The organism is Nonomuraea sp. NPDC049378, assembly GCF_055586745.1.
In genome coordinates, this window is sequence record NZ_JBVJHP010000029.1 from 1 (window position 1) to 18,489 (window position 18,489).

General features: G+C 72.0%; 14 protein-coding genes. 7 read left to right on the forward strand and 7 right to left on the reverse strand.

What is annotated here, in order from left to right; all coding sequences use genetic code 11:
- Positions 1 to 204: 204 nt before the first annotated feature.
- A complete protein-coding gene (locus ACZ6SA_RS42760; protein WP_347644881.1) occupies positions 205 to 1,491 on the reverse strand; it encodes an extracellular solute-binding protein in 1,287 nt (428 codons plus the stop codon).
- Positions 1,492 to 1,875: 384 nt separating this feature from the next.
- On the opposite strand from ACZ6SA_RS42760, the gene pulA reads away from it, so the two are divergent.
- Positions 1,876 to 4,509 (forward strand): pullulanase-type alpha-1,6-glucosidase, encoded by a 2,634-nt coding sequence (gene pulA, locus ACZ6SA_RS42765; RefSeq protein ID WP_465834797.1) that lies wholly within the window; start codon positions 1,876 to 1,878, stop codon positions 4,507 to 4,509.
- Between the two features lie 196 nt (positions 4,510 to 4,705).
- Positions 4,706 to 5,299, forward strand: coding sequence for a hypothetical protein (locus ACZ6SA_RS42770; protein ID WP_347644879.1), 594 nt, complete (start codon positions 4,706 to 4,708; stop codon positions 5,297 to 5,299).
- A 112-nt stretch (positions 5,300 to 5,411) separates the two neighbouring features.
- On the opposite strand, the gene ACZ6SA_RS42775 is transcribed toward ACZ6SA_RS42770, so the two are convergent.
- Genes ACZ6SA_RS42775 through ACZ6SA_RS42795 form a run of 5 tightly spaced genes read right to left on the reverse strand, consistent with a single transcriptional unit; the run spans position 5,412 to position 11,350 of the window.
- Complete coding sequence (locus ACZ6SA_RS42775; RefSeq protein WP_465834799.1) at positions 5,412 to 7,385, reverse strand: sugar isomerase domain-containing protein; 1,974 nt, start codon at positions 7,383 to 7,385, stop codon at positions 5,412 to 5,414.
- Positions 7,382 to 8,326: an N-acetylglucosamine kinase gene (locus tag ACZ6SA_RS42780; RefSeq protein WP_465834801.1), complete on the reverse strand. Its 945-nt coding sequence runs from the start codon at positions 8,324 to 8,326 to the stop codon at positions 7,382 to 7,384. Before ACZ6SA_RS42780 ends, ACZ6SA_RS42775 begins: the two co-directional genes overlap by 4 nt.
- On the reverse strand, positions 8,323 to 9,153 hold the full coding sequence (locus tag ACZ6SA_RS42785; RefSeq protein WP_465834803.1) for a carbohydrate ABC transporter permease: 831 nt from the start codon (positions 9,151 to 9,153) through the stop codon (positions 8,323 to 8,325). The genes ACZ6SA_RS42780 and ACZ6SA_RS42785 overlap by 4 nt, the downstream gene beginning before the upstream one ends.
- Positions 9,150 to 10,127, reverse strand: a complete 978-nt coding sequence (locus ACZ6SA_RS42790; protein WP_465834805.1) for a carbohydrate ABC transporter permease — start codon at positions 10,125 to 10,127, stop codon at positions 9,150 to 9,152. The genes ACZ6SA_RS42785 and ACZ6SA_RS42790 overlap by 4 nt, the downstream gene beginning before the upstream one ends.
- Entirely contained in the window at positions 10,106 to 11,350 is a 1,245-nt protein-coding gene (locus ACZ6SA_RS42795; protein WP_465834807.1) for an ABC transporter substrate-binding protein, read from the reverse strand. The genes ACZ6SA_RS42790 and ACZ6SA_RS42795 overlap by 22 nt, the downstream gene beginning before the upstream one ends.
- Before the next feature lie 169 nt (positions 11,351 to 11,519).
- Here ACZ6SA_RS42795 and ACZ6SA_RS42800 point away from each other — a divergent pair, with 169 nt between their 5' ends.
- The 5 genes from ACZ6SA_RS42800 to ACZ6SA_RS42820 all read left to right on the forward strand — a co-directional run bounded on the left by ACZ6SA_RS42800 (position 11,520) and on the right by ACZ6SA_RS42820 (position 16,822).
- On the forward strand, positions 11,520 to 12,293 hold the full coding sequence (locus ACZ6SA_RS42800) for a GntR family transcriptional regulator (protein WP_347644873.1): 774 nt from the start codon (positions 11,520 to 11,522) through the stop codon (positions 12,291 to 12,293).
- Positions 12,294 to 12,445: 152 nt separating this feature from the next.
- Positions 12,446 to 13,489 (forward strand): endonuclease/exonuclease/phosphatase family protein, encoded by a 1,044-nt coding sequence (locus tag ACZ6SA_RS42805; RefSeq protein ID WP_465834809.1) that lies wholly within the window; start codon positions 12,446 to 12,448, stop codon positions 13,487 to 13,489.
- Between the two features lie 11 nt (positions 13,490 to 13,500).
- Positions 13,501 to 15,300 (forward strand): metallophosphoesterase family protein, encoded by a 1,800-nt coding sequence (locus tag ACZ6SA_RS42810; RefSeq protein WP_465834811.1) that lies wholly within the window; start codon positions 13,501 to 13,503, stop codon positions 15,298 to 15,300.
- Between the two features lie 212 nt (positions 15,301 to 15,512).
- Complete coding sequence (locus ACZ6SA_RS42815; RefSeq protein ID WP_347644870.1) at positions 15,513 to 16,235, forward strand: VIT1/CCC1 transporter family protein; 723 nt, start codon at positions 15,513 to 15,515, stop codon at positions 16,233 to 16,235.
- A 44-nt stretch (positions 16,236 to 16,279) separates the two neighbouring features.
- On the forward strand, positions 16,280 to 16,822 hold the full coding sequence (locus ACZ6SA_RS42820) for a GNAT family N-acetyltransferase (protein ID WP_347644869.1): 543 nt from the start codon (positions 16,280 to 16,282) through the stop codon (positions 16,820 to 16,822).
- Positions 16,823 to 16,837: 15 nt separating this feature from the next.
- Here the strand turns inward: ACZ6SA_RS42820 and ACZ6SA_RS42825 are convergent, their stop codons facing one another.
- Complete coding sequence (locus ACZ6SA_RS42825; protein ID WP_465834814.1) at positions 16,838 to 18,382, reverse strand: serine/threonine protein kinase; 1,545 nt, start codon at positions 18,380 to 18,382, stop codon at positions 16,838 to 16,840.
- Positions 18,383 to 18,489 lie beyond the last annotated feature (107 nt).

Consider the following 18,489-nt stretch of genomic DNA (forward strand, 5'->3'; position numbering starts at 1 on the left):
GGAAGGGTTCCCCCTCCCCCTGGGGGGTGTGACAACGATCTGTGCCTCCCCCCCCCCCCCCCCCTTCTTCCCCCCCCCCCCCCCCCCCCCCCCCCCTCCCACCCCGCCCCCCCCCCCCCCCCCCCCCCCCTTTCCCCCCCCCCCCCCCCCCCCCCCCCCCCCCCCCCCCCCCCCCGGAGCCCGTCCGGTCGAGACTGCCACCGGTCAGCTCCAGTCCTTCATGATCCCGTGGTACTGCTCGTCGACCTTCTTGAGCATGTCGGCGGGCGTGACCTGGCCGCCCACGAGCGACTGGTAGCCCTCCAGCAGCGGCTGGAACAGCTGCCCGCCCTCGGGGATCCACGGGCGCGGCACGGCGGTGTCCATGATCGGCTTGAACACCGCGACGTCCGGGTTGCCCTGAACGTCGGGGTCGGCGTAGGCGGAGGTGCGGGTGGGCAGCAGGCTGATCTCCTTGGCGATCTTCGCCTGGGCCTTGGCCGTGGTCATGAACCGTACGAACTCGTACGCGGCCGGGATGTTCTTCGACCCGGCGTAGATCGCGAGGTTCCAGCCTCCCGTCGGAGCCCCTGCCTTGACCGAGCCGGCCGGGACGGGGGCGATGCCGAGGTTGGACTTGTCCTTGAACTCCTTGCCCTGGTAGATCTCCGACAGCGCCCACGGCCCGTTGTAGATCATGGCCGCCTTGCCCTCCTTGAGGGCCGTCATGGCGTTGGCGTAGCTGTCGGTCGTGGCCGGCTTGGGCGCGGCGCCGGAGTTGATCAGGTCGGCCACCGTCTCGATGGCCTTCACGTTGGCCGGCGAGTTGACCACGATCTTCTTGCTCTGCACGTCGAGCAGGTCGCCGCCCTCGCCGTACATGAACGGCAGCAGGAAGTAGGAGTCGACGTTGAGCGCCAGGCCGTCGGCGTCGGTCTTGTCCTTGACGTCGAGGGCGGCCTGCTTCAGCTCGGCGATCGTCCTGGGCGGCTCCTCGTGGCCGGCCTCCTTCAGCAGCCGCTTGTTGTAGATCAACGCCAGCGTGTCGGTGACCTGCGGCACGGCATAGGTCTTGCCGGTGTACTTGGTGCTGCTCAGCGGCCCGGGCAGGAAGTCGGACCCGTCCTCCACCGCCCGGGTGCCGTCAAGGGGCTGCAGATAGCCCAGCGAGGCGAACTGCGGTGTCCACGCCACCTCGGAGCGGATCACGTCGGGCGCGCCGGTGCCGGCCTGCGCGGCCGTCTGGAACTGGTTCTGGGCCTGGTCGGACGGCACGTTCACATATTTGACCTTGATGCCGGGGTATTGCGCCTCGAACTCCTTGATCAACGCCTGGAACGTCGGGCCCTCGCTGTCGGGCCTGGTCGTGTCCCACCAGGTCAGCTCGCCGGTGATCTTCGACGGGTCGGTGACGGAGGCGGTGGGAGCGGCGGCCTCACCACCCCCGCCGCCGCAGGCGGTGGCCGTCAGGGTGAGCGCCGCCACGGCCGAGGCCGCTAAGAGTCGTCGCATGTCCTTGTCCTCACAGCTGTCTGTATCAGAGGTCGGGGTACGCCGGAGGTTACGCCGAGGCGGCGTTCTCGGATAGATGGGGACGCAAGATTTCTGCAAGTTGTTACATTGATCCGCACGCGCGGCCTCGGGCCCGCCATTCGCCGCACCCGCAGGCGTTTCCGCAGGTGCGGGCAGAGCCGTTTCCCCATGGCGGACGGCCGGACGGCGTGCCACCGCCGCCGGACGAGCAGGGAACCGGACGTGGCGTTGCAGAAATTTCCAGAAATGATTGCAAGCGACGCCGGCCGCCAGGTCGCTCAGGCGTTCCGCCCGAGCCCGACATGAATGGTAATCTCACGATTGCACAGGGTGAACATCGGGAGTGGGGATGCGGGGTTCCGCGTGATCCGCCGTCGGCCGGCTCGCACCGGCGCCGAAGGCGACCGGCCACGATCCCCGCGCGCGGACGTCGACCTGACCGCGGCGAGAGCCTGCTGGATCGACCGCGACACGGTGGCCTGGCGCGTCGAGCCGTCGCTGCGGCACGCGCTCGCCTGCAGCGCCGGCGGCGACATCGCCCTCGACGAGGGCGAGCTGACCGGCGACCCGCGGCTCATCCGGCTCGCGCCCGGCACGATGAGCGAGGAGCAGCGACGCCGCTGGCCCCACCTGGCCTCCTTCACCGCGCTCAAGGTGGACCCTCGCGACGCCGGCCTGGTGAAGGACGCTCTGCGCGGCCAGATCGTGGCCGTGGAGCGCGACGCCGCGGGCGAGCTGCTGGCGGCGACCGGCGTGCAGCTGCCCGGCGTGCTCGACGACGTCTACGCCGAGGCCGCCACCGCCAGGCTGGGCCCTGCGGGGCGGATGATCCCGTCGTTGTCGTTGTGGGCGCCGACCGCCCGCACGGTCGAGCTGGCGCTCTACGCGCCCGGCACCGACCGGCGCCGCGTGCGCCGGATGCGGCGCGACGATCGGACCGGCGTCTGGTCGGTGCGCGGGCTGCCGACGTGGCTGGGCCGCGAGTACACGTTCCTCGTCACGGTCTACTCCCCCAGGGAGGGCAGGATCGTGACGAACGAAGTCACCGACCCGTACGGCCTGGCCGTCGCCCCCGACGGCGGGCGCAGCAGGCTCGTCAGCCTGGAAAGCGCCGCGCACAAGCCGCGCGGCTGGGACCGGCTGGTCAAGCCCGCGGCCGTGCCGCAGCACCGGGCGTCCATCTACGAGCTGCACGTACGCGACTTCTCCGCCTCCGACGCCACCGTCCCCGCCGCGCTGCGCGGCACGTACGCGGCCTTCGGCGGCGACGGCGCCGGGATGCGGGAGCTGCGTGCGCTGGCCGCGGACGGGCTGACCCACGTGCACCTGCTGCCGGTCTTCGACTTCGCCACCGTGCCCGAGCGGAGGGCCGACCGCACCGAGCCCGGCTGCGATCTGGCCGCGTTCCCGCCGGCGTCCGAGCGGCAGCAGGAGTGCGTGGCGAGGACCGCGGCGAAAGACTCCTTCAACTGGGGGTACGACCCGCTGCACTACACGGTGCCCGAGGGCTCGTACGCGACGGACCCCGACGAGCGCACGAGAGAGTTCCGCGGCATGGTCGCCGGGCTCAACCGGGCCGGGCTGCGCGTGGTGATGGACGTCGTCTACAACCACACCCACTCCACCGAGGTGCTCGACCCGATCGTGCCCGGCTACTACCACCGGCTGCTCGACGACGGCACGGTCGCCACCTCCACGTGCTGCCCCGGCACCGCGCCCGAGCACACCATGATGGGCAGGCTGGTCGTCGACTCCGTCGTCACGTGGGCCACCCGGTACAAGATCGACGGTTTCCGCTTCGACCTGATGGGCCACCACCCGAAGGCCGGCATGCTCGCCGTCCGCGCGGCCCTCGACCGGCTGACCCCCGGGAGGGACGGCGTCGACGGAAAGTCGATCATCCTGTACGGCGAGGGCTGGAACTTCGGCGAGGTGGCCTACGACGCCAGGTTCGAGCAGGCCACGCAGGCGAATCTGGCCGGCACCGGCATCGGCACGTTCAGCGACCGGCTGCGCGACGCGGTGCGCGGCGGCGGCCCGTTCGACGCCGACCCGCGCGTGCAGGGCTTCGGCTCCGGCCTCGCGGGCGCGCCCAACGGCGCACCGGCCAACGGCACCGAGGAGGAGCAGCGGGCCAGGCTGGCCGCCTGCACGGAACTGGTCAAGGTGGGGCTGAGCGGCAGCCTGCGCGACTACGTCCTGCCCTCGGGCAGGAAGGGCTCCGAGGTCGGCTACAACGGCTCGCCCGCCGGCTACACCGCCGCGCCGGGCGAGGCGGTGGCGTACGTCGACGCGCACGACAACGAGACGCTGTTCGACGCGCTGGCGTACAAGCTGCCGCAGCGGACGCCGATGGCCGACCGGGTGCGCATGCAGGTGCTCTCGCTGGCCACCGTGGTGCTGGCGCAGGGGACGGCGTTCGTGCACGCGGGCAGCGAGCGGCTGCGGTCGAAGTCGCTTGACCGCAACTCCTACGACTCGGGCGACTGGTTCAACCGGCTGTTGTGGGACTGCTCGGCGGGCAACGGCTTCGGCGCCGGCCTGCCGCCCAGGGCGGCCAACGAGGCCGCGTGGCCGTACGCGAGACCCCTGCTCGAAGACCCGGCGCTGCGCCCTGACTGCGCGGCCGTCAACGCCTGCCGGGCCGGGTTCGGCGAGCTGCTGCGGATCAGGGCGTCGTCACCGGCGTTCGCCCTGGGCTCGGCGGCCGAGGTGCGGCGGCGGTTGACGTTCCCCGCCTCGGCGGAGGGCGTGATCGCCATGCGCATCGACACGACGGGCCTCGACCCGCGCTGGACGTCCGTCACCGTCGTGTTCAACGCGACGCCGTACACGCACGCGCAGGCGATGCCCGGCCTGGCGGGACAGGCCGTGTCGCTCCATCCCGTGCAGGGGTGCTCCGGCGACGCGGTGGTGCGGAGCTCGGCGTTCGACCCGGCCACCGCGACCCTGTCGGTCCCGGCCCGCACGGTCGCGGTCTTCGTCACGGCCCGGTGAACGAAGCCGGTAGACGGCGGGCGTGCTGGGTAGGGGAACCGCAGGTCGAAAACCCATGGCTTTCAGCCGCACGACAACGCAGACTGGATAGACGGCGATCGCGTGGAGCAGTGGAGCACCCGTGGACTATCACCTTGATCACATGCCGGTTCTGTCCCGAGGCAGACATCGCAACCCGAAACGCGGTGCCTGTTTCATGGAGCTGGCCTCATATCTGGCCGGAGAGCGCTGGAGCGACCATCCGGCCTGCACACACCCGTTGCTGGCCGCGCTCGCCCGCCTGGTCAACGACAACACCGGCGACGAGAGCCGGGCCGGCCTCGTCCACCTGGTTCCGTCCATCATCGGCCTGGCCAGCGACGACCTGCGCGTGGACGCGCGGATCGCGCTGCGCTGCGCCACCACGGCGCTGCCGGTGGCGGCGGCCGAGCGCCAGCTCGCGCTGGCGGTGTCGGTGCTGGCGGCCGAGGAGATGCTGGCCAGGCTCGACGGCGCCCCGTCGGGGCGGCTCAGCGAGTCGAGCGTGCGGGTGCTGGAGGATGTCCCGCACGCGGCCGAGCAGGCGCGCCGCTTCAGCCGCGCGGCCAGGATCACGCAGAAGGGCTTTCGCCGGTACGCCGCGCCCAACGCGGTGCAACTGTCGGTGGTCGGCATCGTGCAGGCCTGCATCCCCGACCCGGACGCGCTGCTGCGCCGGCTCCTGGAGGAGACCATCGCCGACTGCGACGCCATGATCCACGGCCGGCAGGCCGACACCTCCGGCGCCGTCACCACCCCGGCCCACGCCTGAAAGAGCGCGGCGTCCCCTGCGTCCGCCGGGGACGCCCCCCAGCAGCCCGCCGGTAGCGGCGCGTGTCCTCGAGCGCGCCGCTCCCGAGGACGTCCGCGCCGCGCACCGCGGGCTACGGCTCGAGCGGGCGCACGCGTTCGCGATAGCGCTCGTACAGCGCGGCGTTGTGGTCGTCGCCGCTCGCCAGGTTCGCCGAGACGAACACCGGGAGGTCGGCACCTCGTTCGAGCAGCTTCCTGCAGACGAGCTCGGCGAGCACCTGCGCTATGAGCACCCCCGTGAAGGAGGAGACCGCGCCGACGCGCGCCCCGGGGCCGAGCTCGACCGTGGCGTCGCCGGCCGGGGCACAGTTGTCGATCACGACGTCCGCGAGATCGGCCAGGCGTGCTCCCCCCGCCTTTCGCGCGAACGACGAGCGGGTGTGTTCGAGCGACGTGAGCGCGATCACGCGATGGCCGTTGCCGCGGGCGAGCCTCGCCATCTCGACGACCGCCGCGTTGAGGCCGGAGTTCGACACGATCAGGAACACGTCGGCCGGTTCCGGCCGCGCCAGCGTGTAGATCCGCTCGGCGAGGCCGGGCGTGCGCTCGTACGCCGGATCCAGGATGAGCGCCGGGTCCACGCCCCCGAACATCACCAGGTCCTTGACCGCGAGCATGCTCACGGCCGCCAGGCCGCCGGCGCGACCGGTGAGCTCCAGCGCGACCGCCCGCGAGTGCCCGGTGGCGAACGCCTGGAGCACCCCGCCGGCGGCCATCGAGCCGGCGACGAGCTCGGCCGCCTGGTGAATGGCGGCCATCTGCGTCGTCACCACCTGGTCCACGAGTGACCCGGCACGGGCTGCGAACTGTGATCCGGCCATGGAGCGTCCCTTCCTTCCCGATGTCTCGACGGCATGGACCGCGGCCGCCACGACGCGCTCGCCGCTGCCCTCCGCGACCGGGCTGACGAGGGTCTCGTACGTGGCCGGAGTGCCGCGGCTGGGCAGGTAGCCCAGGTAGCCGTTGGCGTAGCCGAGGACGACGGGTGAAGCGTGCGCAGGGAACTCCGCGCGGACGGCCTCGCCCAGGTCGAGGAAGAGCTCGCCCGGCACGGCCACGAGGGTGACGTCGCCGAGCCGGATCGCCTGGACCTCGATCTCGTAGGGTCGTGTGCGCCCCCGGCTCTGGAGATCACGGGCGATTCGCCGGCCCTGGTGGACCACGCTCCGGTGGCGTTCGCCGGCGCCCTGGGCGTCCGCCGCCGCGGCGATGGCGGCGGCGAACTCCTCGGGCCGCTTGGGCGCGAGCTCGACCCGGACGGAAGCCGGTGCGAGGACGGGCGCCTCCCCCGGCTCACCCGTGGGGGGCGCCGCGACGGGGAGCCGCTCGGCCACCAGCATGCCGAGCCGATCGATCTCCGCCCGGTCCCGCGCCTGCCGCGTGTGCCGCGTGCTGATGTCGCCCGCGGCGCCGGTCGCCACCACGATCCACCGGTCACCGGCCTGGAGGGCACGGCGGATGCCGCCGGTGAGGTCCGCGCCGGCGCCGCTGTTGCCCGCCGGGAGCACCGTGGGATGCACGGGCGAGACCACGATGACGCCGACGGTCTCTCCCGCGGGGGACGAGACGACGAGCGCGTCGACCGGCAGGTCGGCGGCGTGGCGGTCCGGGAACGCGCGCCGCCCGCCCAGGTTCGGGACATCCGCCCGTACGGTGTGGAGCCGCGCGTCCCGCTCGTCGGCGAGCGCGGCCCTGACGGCCTGGAGCGACGCGCGGACCAGGCGTTCGGCCAGCGAGGCAGGGGTCGGTGCGCCCCCGGGGACGCATCCGGCCTCCGGGCTCGCGTGGGTGTGCGTCGCCGCCACCCAGCAGGAGTCGACGCCCAGGTCACCGACGGCGGCCCGGATCCGCTCCACCACATCGGTGTTCACGCACACGATGTCGGCGACGATCAACGCGAACCGGTGCCCGCCGTCGGTGAAGGTGACGGCGTGGACCTCCAGCGGGTCGAGGGTGGCGGTGATGCCCTCCGTCCGGTCGGCGTACCCGCCCATGGCCTCGCCCACGACGACGTCGAGTCGCTCGGCGCCGTGCCCGGCCCTCACGCCTGGCCTCCCGGCTGGGTGGTGAGCCGCCGCAGCAGGCCTCGATACGGTTCTTGCGAACGGAGCAAGGTCAATCCACCTTCCAGAGATGTGGCGAGCGGCGCGACCAGGTCCAGCCCGCGGCCGGACAGACTCGCGACCAGAGCAGTGTGCAGGAGGTTGCCGGGAGCCAGGAGGCGCCCGTTGTAGGAGACCCGCCGGCCCGCGTCCGGCAGGCGGGACACCGCCGCCGCCGCGGCGGCGGCGAGGGCCTCGGCCGCCTCGACGCAGATGCCGCGGGCCACCGCGTCGCGTTCCGCGGCCTCCAGGACGGCACGCGCGAAGGCGGCGGTCCGCGCGACCAGCGCGGCGTCCCGGTAGAAGCGCTGCAGGCCGGCCAGATCCGTGCCGCCCAGTTCCGCGACGAGCCGGTCGGCCAGCTCGGTCGCCGGCCCCACGCCGTCGTGGGCCGCCGTGGCGGCGCGCAGCCCGGCCAGGCCGATGGCGTGGGCGCTGCCGCGGTCCCCCAGCAGCGGCCCCCAGCCGTCGATCCTGACGCTGCGCCCGGAGTCGCCGACCGCGAGAACGGTGGTCCCGGTGCCCACGCACAACACCGTGCCCGCGCCCTCCAGGGCCCCGGCGTGGGCGAGCAGGCTGTCCTCCACGACGAGGGCCGGGCATCCGAAGAACTCCTCGAGGAGGGAGACCAGCCGGCGCCTCGCCGCCGGGTCGCCGGGGACCCCGGTGAGGCCGGCGGCCACGCCTGCCGCCTCCGCGGGCAGGCGGACCGCCTCGGCGGCGGCCCGGACGCTGCCGAGGATGCGGGCGACGCCGTCCTCGCCCGGCTCGTACGACATGCCAGGCCCGACGCCGTACTGCCGGTCCCGGCCGGTGCTCACGAGCAGGCGAAGCTCGGACTTGCCGCCGTCGATGCTGATGCGGGCCTTGTGATCCGCCGTCAACGGGACATCCCTGCCGTCAGCCCGGCGATGATCTGCTTGGTCGCGAGCGCGAACACCAGGGCCAGCGGCACGAGGGCGATCACCAGCCCGGCGAAGAGCGTCGCCCGGTCGGTGGCGAACTCGCCGAAGAAGCGGGTCAGGCCGACGGGGACGGTGTACTTGGAGTCGCTGCGCAACAGGACGAGCGGGTAGAAGAAGTCGTTCCACGTGGGCGCGAACTGGAAGACGGTGACCACGGCCAGGGCCGGTCGCATGAGCGGCAGCGCGATCGACACGAAGAGCCGTCCCTCGTTCGCGCCGTCCAGGCGGGCGGCCTCTTCGAGTCCGGTGGGCAGCCCCCGCATGAAACCCATGATCACGAAGATCGAGAAGGGCACGCCGCTCGCCGCGTACAGCAGCATCAGGCCGGGCCGCGTGTCGATCAGCCCCATGGACAGGTACATGTAGAAGACCGGGAGCAGACCGAGTTTGGCCGGGATCATCAGCCCTGACAGGAAGAAGGCGGCCAGGAGCGCGCGCCCGCGAAACCGCCAGCGCGACAGCGCGTAGGCGGCCGTGGCCGACACCGCCACGCACAGCGTGACGGCGCCGACGGTGACCAGGAGCGAGTTGGCGAAGTACGTGGAGATCGACGCGGTCTCCCAGGCCCGCAGGTAGTTGTCGAGCATGAGCGACTCCGGCAGCCCGACCGGCTGCCGCAGGATGTCGGCGTTGGTGCGGAACGAGCCGATCGCCACCAGGAGGAGCGGGCCGAACGCGACCGCGGCGTAGGACCACAGCAGGGCGTGGACGACCAGGACCCGTAGGCCCCGGCGTCTCGTGGTCACGAGGTCACCTCCCGGCGCCGCAGGAAGCGCTCCAGGACCGCGGAGGCGCCGAAGACGAGGATGAAGATCATGATGGCGAGCGCGGAGGACTCCCCGATCGCGTTCGTGCCGCCCTCGAAGGCCGTGCGGTAGTAGAGCAGGCCCAGCACGTCCATCGCGCCGCCAGGGCCGCCGTCCGATCCGCCGAGCGCGTAGACCAGGTCGAAGAGGTTGAAGCAGCCGATGAAGGTCAGCACGGTGATGACCCCGACCGCGGGCATGAGGAGCGGGAACCGCACGCTCCAGAAGGCCCGGAACGGGGAGGCGCCGTCCATCGCGGCGGCCTCCTCCAGTTCCCTGGGGATGCCGCCCAGCGCGGCGAGAAAGATCAGCATCGGGCCGCCGATCCACTGCCAGGCGTTCACCAGGACCAGGACGGGGAGCGCCGTGTCGGGGTCGCCGAGCCACGGCCGGGCCCACGCGTCCAGGCCGGCCGCCCGCAGCAGGAAGTTGATCGGCCCGAACGTGGGGCTCAGCAGCAGGGACCAGACGTATCCGACGATCAGCGGGCTGATGAGGTACGGCAGGGAGAAGATCGTCTGGAGGAAGCGCTTGCCGCGGGGGTTGCGGTACAGCAGCACCGCGAGGCCGAGGCCGACGGTGTTCTGGATGGCCATCGTGCCGGCGAAGAACAGCACGTTGTGCCAGAGCGCGGCGGGAATCTCCTGGTTGAGCGGATACCTGGTCAGCACCTCGAGATAGTTGCCGAGCCCGGCGAACTCCCCCTGGCGGATGCCTTCCCACCGGAACAGGCCGTAGTAGAAGGCCGTGACCAGCGGGACGACGACGAACATGCCGTAGAGCACGAGGGCCGGCAGGCAGAACGCCGCGATCCAGGCCGGGGAGGTGCGGCCGGCCCGGTAGCCGGCCGGGTGGCCGGTACGGTGGCGCGCCGGCTCGGGGCGCTCGGCGGTCACTGGGTCGGCTCGAACCACTGGTCCACACCTTGCTGTACGTGTTCGGCGGCGTCCTCGGCGCCGGAGCGCCCGGTGACGAACGTCGAGAACGCCTCCGAGGCCAGGTCCCAGGCGGTCGGCGAGCCGCCGGAGAAGTACGCGTAGGTGACGTACGGGCTGGGGTCGGCCTGGTAGGCGGCCAGCGCCTGGGCGAGCAGCGGGTCCTGGGGCCGCACGCCCGGCACCGCCGAGATCTGCCGGAGCTCGGTGGAGAACGCCTGGCCGAACTCGGGGGAGGCCATCCAGCGCACCAGGTCCATGGCTGCCTTCTGGTGGGGGGACTTGGCCGAGACGCCGAACGAGCCGTCGACGTAGCCGGGGACGAGCGTCCGGGTGGCCGCCGCGCCCGGCGGCGGTGGGACGTTGAAGATGCCCAGCTCGAGTTCCGGGTTGGTTTTCTCGAAGACCGCCAGCTCCCAGACCCCTCCGGGGAACATCGCCGCCCGCCCGGAGGTGAACAGCGCCTGGGCGTCGACGTAGCTCACGCCCTCGTACTGCTCGGGCCAGTACTTGCTCGTGCTCTTCCACTTCGTCAGCGAGTCCACCCAGGGCCGGTCGGTGAACGTGGCCTGCCCGGCCAGCATCTTGCTGAGGTAGTCGTGGCCGCCGTAGCTCGTCGCGCCGAAGATCTCCTGCTGGATGGGGAGCATCCACGTGTCGGTCACCGTCGTCGCGAGCGGGACGAGGCCGGCCGCCGCCAGCTTGTCGAAGGCCGCGATCATCTCGTCCCAGGTCTTCGGCGGGGTCAGCCCGTGCTTGCCGAAGAGGGCTTTGTCGTAGATGACGTGCAGGGTCTGGATGGCGAACGGCACGCCGTACACCCGCTTGTCGCGCTCGCCGCGGGCGCCGTCGAGGACCGGCTCCGGGAAGCCGGCCAGCTCCTGGACCTGGCCGTCCAGGGGGACCAGGCTCTTGGCGGCGACGAGCGGCTGGAGCAACCCGTACGAGCGCAGCTGGGCGACGTCGGGGCCGTTGGCGTCGCTGAGCCCTGTCCGCAGGATGGTGTCGTACTCGTCGGCCTTGTAGGGCACGTACTTCACCTTCACGCCCGGATGGGCGTCTTCGTAGATCTTGAAGATCTTCTCGTAGGCGGCGACGTCCTCCTGGCGCCATCCCCAGACGTCGAGAGTGACCTGTTCGGAGGTGGTGCCGGAGCTCGTCTGCCCTTCGGGGGCGCTCGGGGCGCAGGCCGACAGAGTCATGGCCAGCATCCCGGCAGCCGCGATCAAGCCGCGCCGTGTACGAAACATACGCATTTCTCCATATCGGGCGCTCATGCGATGGTCTGGAACGTAATACTGGTATAGACCGTAAGTCAACAGGCGCGAGGCCATAAGATGGTGCGCCGACAGGACTGGGAGGGAGCCGGCGGTGGCGAGGCCGCGACACGAACCGCGTGATGTCGCACCAGAGGTGTTCTCCGCGGGAGAGGGAGGCCCGAAGGGCAAGCACATCCAGGACGTCCTCACCGCGCTGGTGCTCGACATGCGCGACGGCGCCCTGCTCCCCTCCGAACGCGTCCTCGCCGAGCGGTTCGGCGTGGCCAGGATGACGGTCCGCGGAGTGATCAACGACCTGGAGGCGCGCGGGCTGGTCAGGCGCGTGGCGGGGCGGGGCACGTTCGTGCAGCAGCCCACCCTCACCCACTCGGAGAACTTCCGCTCCTTCAGCGAGGACATGCGGATGCGCGGGATGGTTCCCGGCGCCAAGAGCTACCGCGGCCGCACCCGGCCCGCGCCGCGCGACATCGCGGCCCGCCTCGGCCTCGCCACCGGCGATCCGGTCCACTCCATCGAGCGGGTGCGGACCGCCGACGGCGTCCCCATGGCGCTTGAGCGCACGAACCTGTCCGCCGCGCGGTTCCCTGGCCTGCTCTCCGAGATGGGACGGGACGACTCGCTCTTCGAGCTCCTGGGACGCCTGTTCGGCGTGCGGCTGGAGACCGCGGAGCAGACCGTCTCCATCGCCCGGCTGAGCCGGTCGGAGGCCAGACGGCTGGAGGTGCCGGACTATGACCCGGCGTTCCTCGTGGAGCGGGTCGCCGTGGACAACATGGGCAACGTGGTCGAGTTCGGCCGCTCGCTCTACCGCGGCGATCGCTACGTCATCCAGATGCACGTCAGCCGGCCTCCGGCCGCCGGCTGACCCCGGCCCGGCGGGCCCGCACCGCGAGCTGCCCGGCGCCCTTCCTGCGCACGCCTCCCCCTTGTCACTCCCGCCACGCGGTGTTACGTTTCCGCCAAATACTGGTCTAGACAGGAATGTTCGAGCGGAACTCACCCCCCGGGAGACGCACCATGAGATTCGGACTCACCGCGATCGTGGCAGCTGCCGCATTACTCCTGGCGACGCCCGCCGTCGCCGCCGCGGAATCGTCGGACGCCGCTCCGGCCGGCAAGGCCGAGCGCAGGATCCGGATGCTGGACTTCAACTTCGCCGGAAACGGCTTCAACGGCGGGAGCACGGGCGCCCCGATCGACGACGCCGCGACGAAGATCTACGAGCAGGGCGCCGAGATCATCTCTCTCAACGAGATGTGCTACACGCAGTGGGTCGCGTTGCGGGACCGGCTGAAGGCGAAGCCGGGCTACGGCGGCCTCACCGAGCAGGTCGTCGTGACGAACCACGACATCCCCAACTGCCACGACCCGGACGTCAATCCCGGCGGCTGGTACGTCATGGGACTGCTGAGCAAGCACCCGTCCGACCGGGTGATGTTCGGTGACACGCCGTACCTGGATCTCGGCTACCACTATCGCCAGCGGTTCCGCAAGCTCGTCTGCGGCGACGTCCACGTGCCCCGCGCGGCGGCCGTGCGCGCGTGCGTGACCCATACCGAGGTGCCCCTGGTCATCATCAACGAGGACTCCTTCCCCGACGACCCGGACATCGCCGCCGACCCCCATTACGGCCGCTCCATCAACTACGCCCAGTCGAAGCTGATCGCCGACACCATCACGCCGATGGCCGCCCGGATGCCGGTCGCCCTGCTCGGCGACCTGAACGAGTTGCCGTTCCTGCCCTCGCTCTCCCACTTCTACGCCAGGTGCGGCGGGACCGGGGTCTTCGACGAGGTCGACGGAGCGGACCCGCGCTGGCGCGGCAACATCAGGCGATGGCACCTCGGGACGGAGGCGTGCCCCCACCGCCAGGGCGAGTGGACCATGGGCGCCGAGGGCCTGCCCGACGACTACCACCGGCCCTACGAGAGCAACCGGAAGATCGACTACATCTTCGTGGACCGCCGTCACTTCAGGGTCGGCCCCACGTCCGGCTGGGTCGTCTCGACACCGTACTCCGACCACCGCATCGTCGTCGGCGACGTCGCGCTGAAGCACTGAAAGGTCCGCACATGCTCAGGCGAACGAGACTGTGCGCCGCGGCGCTCACCGCGGCCCTCCTTCCGGCGGGGACCCTGACCGGTCAGGCCACGGCGGCCACCCGGCAGGCGGACTTCCGCATCCTTCCGTATCTGCAGAGCCCGAGTTCCTCGGGCATCACCATCACCTGGTTCACCGAGGACGGCGAGCCGGGCCGGTTGACCGTCCGCGGGCCGGGCCTCCCGGGCCGCCAGGTCGCACGGGTCGCCGGCGAGCCGCAGCCGGACCTGGCCTACACGGCCGTGGAGCTCACCCAGGAGATCCCCGGGCTGGAGCAGGGATCATGGCTCGGAGGGCCGGACAGCTACAAGCACTCCAGGCAGGTGAGCGGCCTGCGACCGGGCGCCCGGTACCACTACACGGTGGAACAGGGCGGGAAGACCTTCCGCGGCCGCTTCCGCACCGCCCCGGCCGCCGACCGCTGGCAGCACATCAGGCTGATCGCCATGTCCGACTCCGAGACCGAGCCGCGCGGGCGCGTCCAGCGCCGGGAGTGGGCGCCGGGCGCCGGCGCCGCCGGCCGGCCCCCGGCCGATGCTGACGCGCTCTGGGACCGAACGTACGGCACCACGGTCCTGTCCGGGACGCGCGTCCTGCGCTATCCGCTCACCGAGGACGAGGGCCTGCGCCGCAACCTCGCCGTCGTGCGCGGCAGATCGCCCGACGCGGTGCTCTTCACCGGAGACCTCGTCCAGGGCGGCGGTTACCAGCCCGGCTGGGACGAGTTCTTCCGTCACACCGCCGGCGCCTCCGGCGACCTGCTGACCGGCGTGCCCATCATCCCCGCGTTCGGGAACTGGGAGAGCTTCGGGGCGATCAACGGCGGGTACGGCACGCCGGAGGACCGCACGCCGGTCGTACGATCGCGCGCCAAGTTCCACGCCTACTTCGACGCGCCGCCCAACGGAACGCCGGAGCACCGCGACAACTACCACCGCATCGACTACGGGCCGGTCACCGTGCTGACGCTCGACAGCAACAACGGCGAACCGGATGACAGCGCGGCGAGCTACCCGCCCGAGGAGAAGCTGACCGGCCGCGAGTACACCGGACCGGGCACCGACACCCAGGAGAACTTCACGCGCTCGGAGTACGAGGCGGCCGGCGGCCGTGACCTGTCGGACTACAGCCCGGGCGGCCGGCAATGGACGTGGGTGGAGCAGCAGCTCCGCGATGCCAGGGCAGCGGGTCAGATCGTGCTCGTGCAGTTCCACCACGTCCCCTACAGCAGCGGGGAGCACGGCCTGCCCATGAACCACGCGCTGACCTCGGGCCAGGGCGGCACCCCGATGCGGGTCTACCATCCCCTGTTCGAACGGTACGGGGTGAGCGCCGTCATCTCCGGGCACAGCGAGATGTTCGAGCGGAGTTTCGTCGACACGGACGGCGACGGCACCGGTGTGCACTACTACGACGTGGGTGTCTCGGGCGACGGCCTGCGGGGCGTGCGCAGGGACGGCCCCACGCTCGACAGCCCGCCCCTGGCGTACAACGCGTTCAGCCGGTGGACGGCTGACCAGGGCGAGCCCGAGGTGTGGGACGTCGCCGGCGGGACGCCGCGGCTGCTCTCGGGCGGCAAGCACTACGGCCATCTCGAGATCGACGTCGACCGGGTCCGGGGAAAGGGCGGCCGGAAGGCGCGGATCACCCTGACACCCGTCCATGTCTTCCCGGTCATGGACGACAAGCTCGCGGTGCTCCGTACCGAGCGGCGAACCTACTCCGACCGCGTGGTGATCGACGTCGACGCCGGCGGGAGGCCCGCGCGCTAGCCGCCACCACGGCCGCACGCCGGCCGCACGCCGGCCGCGCGGCTGCCGCGCGGCCGGCGGAGGCCGGCGGAGGCCGGCGGGCACCGCCGGACCGCGCCCGCCGAGCCGTTCTGGCGGCGGAATGCCTGGCCAGGGAAGGCTTTCCTTCGTTGCGGATCTTGGCGACATATGCCTACATTTCCGGATAAGGCACCCGAAAGCGGAGGAATTGCATGACCGTCGAGCTCGCCCGGCCGTACTCGCCCGAGAAGCATCACAGCCACCGGGACGTCACCGGCGGCTGGCTGCGGCCGGCCGTGTTCGGGGCGATGGACGGGCTCGTGTCCAATTTCGCGTTGATCGCCGGGGTCGTGGGCGCGGCGGGCGCGGGGCGCGGCGCGGTGCTGGCGGGGTTCGCCGGTCTCGTCGCCGGCGCGTGTTCCATGGCGGCCGGGGAGTACACGTCCGTGAAGTCCCAGACCGAGCTGATGCGGGCGGAGATCGCCGTCGAGCGGCAGGAGCTGGTCAGGAACCCCAAGGGCGAGCTGGCCGAGCTGGCGGCTCTCTACCAGGCGCGCGGGCTCGACCCCGCGCTGGCGCACCGGGTGGCCGAGGGGCTGTCCGCCGATCCCGAGCAGGCGTTGCGGGTGCACGTCCGCGAGGAGCTGGGCGTGGATCCCGACGACCTGCCCTCGCCGTACGTGGCCGCGGGGTCCTCGTTCTGCGCGTTCGCGGCCGGGGCGCTGGTGCCGCTGGCGCCCTTCCTCTTCGGAGCGTCAGGGCTGGCGGTGGCCGTGGTGCTGAGCGTGCTGGCGTTGTTCGGGTTCGGGGCGGCGGTGGCGCGGATGACGGCGCGGCCGTGGTGGCTGGGCGGGCTGCGCCAGCTCGTGCTGGGCGTGGGGGCGGCGTCCGTCACCTTCGGGCTGGGCCACCTGCTCGGGGTGGCCGTCTCCTGATCGCGGGCGACCGCGCGGGAAGTTCCCGGGTACGTTTCCGGAGTATGAGCATGAGCAGTCCCCGCGAGCACACCTTCCGCCCGGCCCGCCGTTCCGACGTCCCCGCGCTGGTCGACCTGGTGCAGTCGGCGTACCGGGGAGAGACGAGCAGGAGCGGGTGGACCGGTGAGGCGGACCTCCTCCAGGGACAGCGCGTGGACGCGGCGATGGTGACCGAGATGATCGACGATCCGTCCACGACCGTGATCGTCGCCGAGGCCGACGGCGTCATGGTGGGGTGCTGCCAGCTCGAACGCCATGACGGCCACGCCTACTTCGGGACGTTCGCCGTCGCGCCCGACCTGCAGGGCGCGGGCACGGGTCGGGCGCTGCTCGCCGAGGCCGAGCGGCTCGCCCGCGACGAGTGGGGCGCCGGCGAGCTGCGGATGACGGTGATCGTCCAGCGCGAGGACCTCATCGCCTGGTACGTGCGCCGCGGCTACGTCCGCACCGGCGAGCTGTCGCCCTTCCCGTACGGCGACGAGCGGTTCGGCGTGCCCATGCGTGACGACCTGGCGTTCGAGACCCTGGCGAAGAAGCTCGGCTGACGCCGCGTCCGGCGGTCAGCACATGGTCCACGAGGTGGACCGGCTCTTCCGCACCGGCGACGTGAGCTGGAAGACGACCGTGTGCTCGGTCCCTAGGTCGGGGCTGATCTGCTTCTTCGAACCGAAATAGTCGGACCTGGCGTGGGACGGGATGCGCCTGGAGCCGCTCTCCACCACCTGGCCGTCGACCACCCACTGGTAGGAGAACGGGGCTCCCGTCTCGGACGCGTCCAGCCCGATGCCGAAGCCCAGCGAGCCCGTGTAACAGGTGACACCCTCGCTGTTGATCTTGGACGAGCCGGCGACCCGGACGTAGGCGAGGGTGAACGACGCGGCCTTCGCGCGCTGCTTGCTCGGGGTGGGCGACGGCCGCCTGGTCGCCGGCCTCCTCGTCGGCTCCGGCGTGCTCGTGGGCGTTCGCCGGGCGGCGGTGCGCTCCCGTGACGGCTGCGTGGCGGTGCGCTCCCGTGACGGCTGCTTGGCGGTGCGCGAGCGCGTGGTCTCGGGAGCGGCCGATGGAGTACGCGCCTTTCTTCTGGGCGGGGCGGTCCTCTCGCGCCGGGGCGTGGTGGTGGCGGAGGGGGACGGCTCGCTGGAGCCGGCGGCCAGCACCGGCGGGGCGGGACTCCTGTCCGCCGAGGCGGTGTACACGACGGCGCCGGCCGCCAGGCACACGGCGACCGCCCCGGAAACGGCGGCGACCAACGGCACCCGCGCTCGTGCGCGCCGCGGCGGAAGCGTGCGGCGCGGATCGCCGCCCTCCGCCGGACGGCCGGGCCGTGACCCGCCGAGCAGGTGCAGCAGGACGTCCCGCATCCGCGGGCGGGCGTCCGGGTCCTTGGCCAGGCAGGCGTACACGACCTGGCGCAGCGGCTCCGGCAGGTCGCCGAGGAACGGTTCCTGGTTGAGCACCCGGTTGATGACCGCGGGCAGCGAGTCCTCGCCGAACGGCGGCGTGCCCGTCCCCGCGAACACCATGACCGCCGCCCAGGCGAAGACGTCCGCAGCCGGTCCGACGTACGCGCCCGCCAGCTGCTCGGGGGCCATGTACGCGGGCGTCCCGACCACGCTGCTGGTCACGGTGACCGCGGAGTCGGCGAGCCGGGCGATGCCGAAGTCGACGACGCGCGGCCCGTCCCGTCCGAGCAGCACGTTGGAGGGCTTGAAGTCGCGGTGGACGACCCCGGCCTCGTGGATGGCGGCCAGCGCCGTGGCCGTGCTGACCGCCAGGCGCTGCAGATCGGCGCCGCGATGGGGGCCCGCGTCCTGCAGGGACGGGCCTTCGACGTACTCGCTGACGATGTACGGACGCCCGCTCATGGAGGCGTCGAGCACCTGCGCGATGCAGAACGGCTCCACGCGCCGGGCCGCGGCGATCTCCTTGGCGAAGCCGTTGCCCCCGGCGACGGACTGGCGCAGCACCTTGACGGCCACCGGCCGGCCGTCGGGAGCCTGTCCGAGGTAGACGGTGCCCTGGCCGCCCTCGCCGAGCCGCCCGACGAGCCGGTAGGCCGCGATCGCCTCTGGATCGTCTGGGCGCAGCGGCTCGGCGTTCGGCATGAGGGGGATGACTCCTGTGATGGCTGGGACGGACCTCATGCACATTAACGGGATATATCCCGACGCGTGGGCGTGTTACGTGATCGACGCGCTCATCTGCCGGCGCA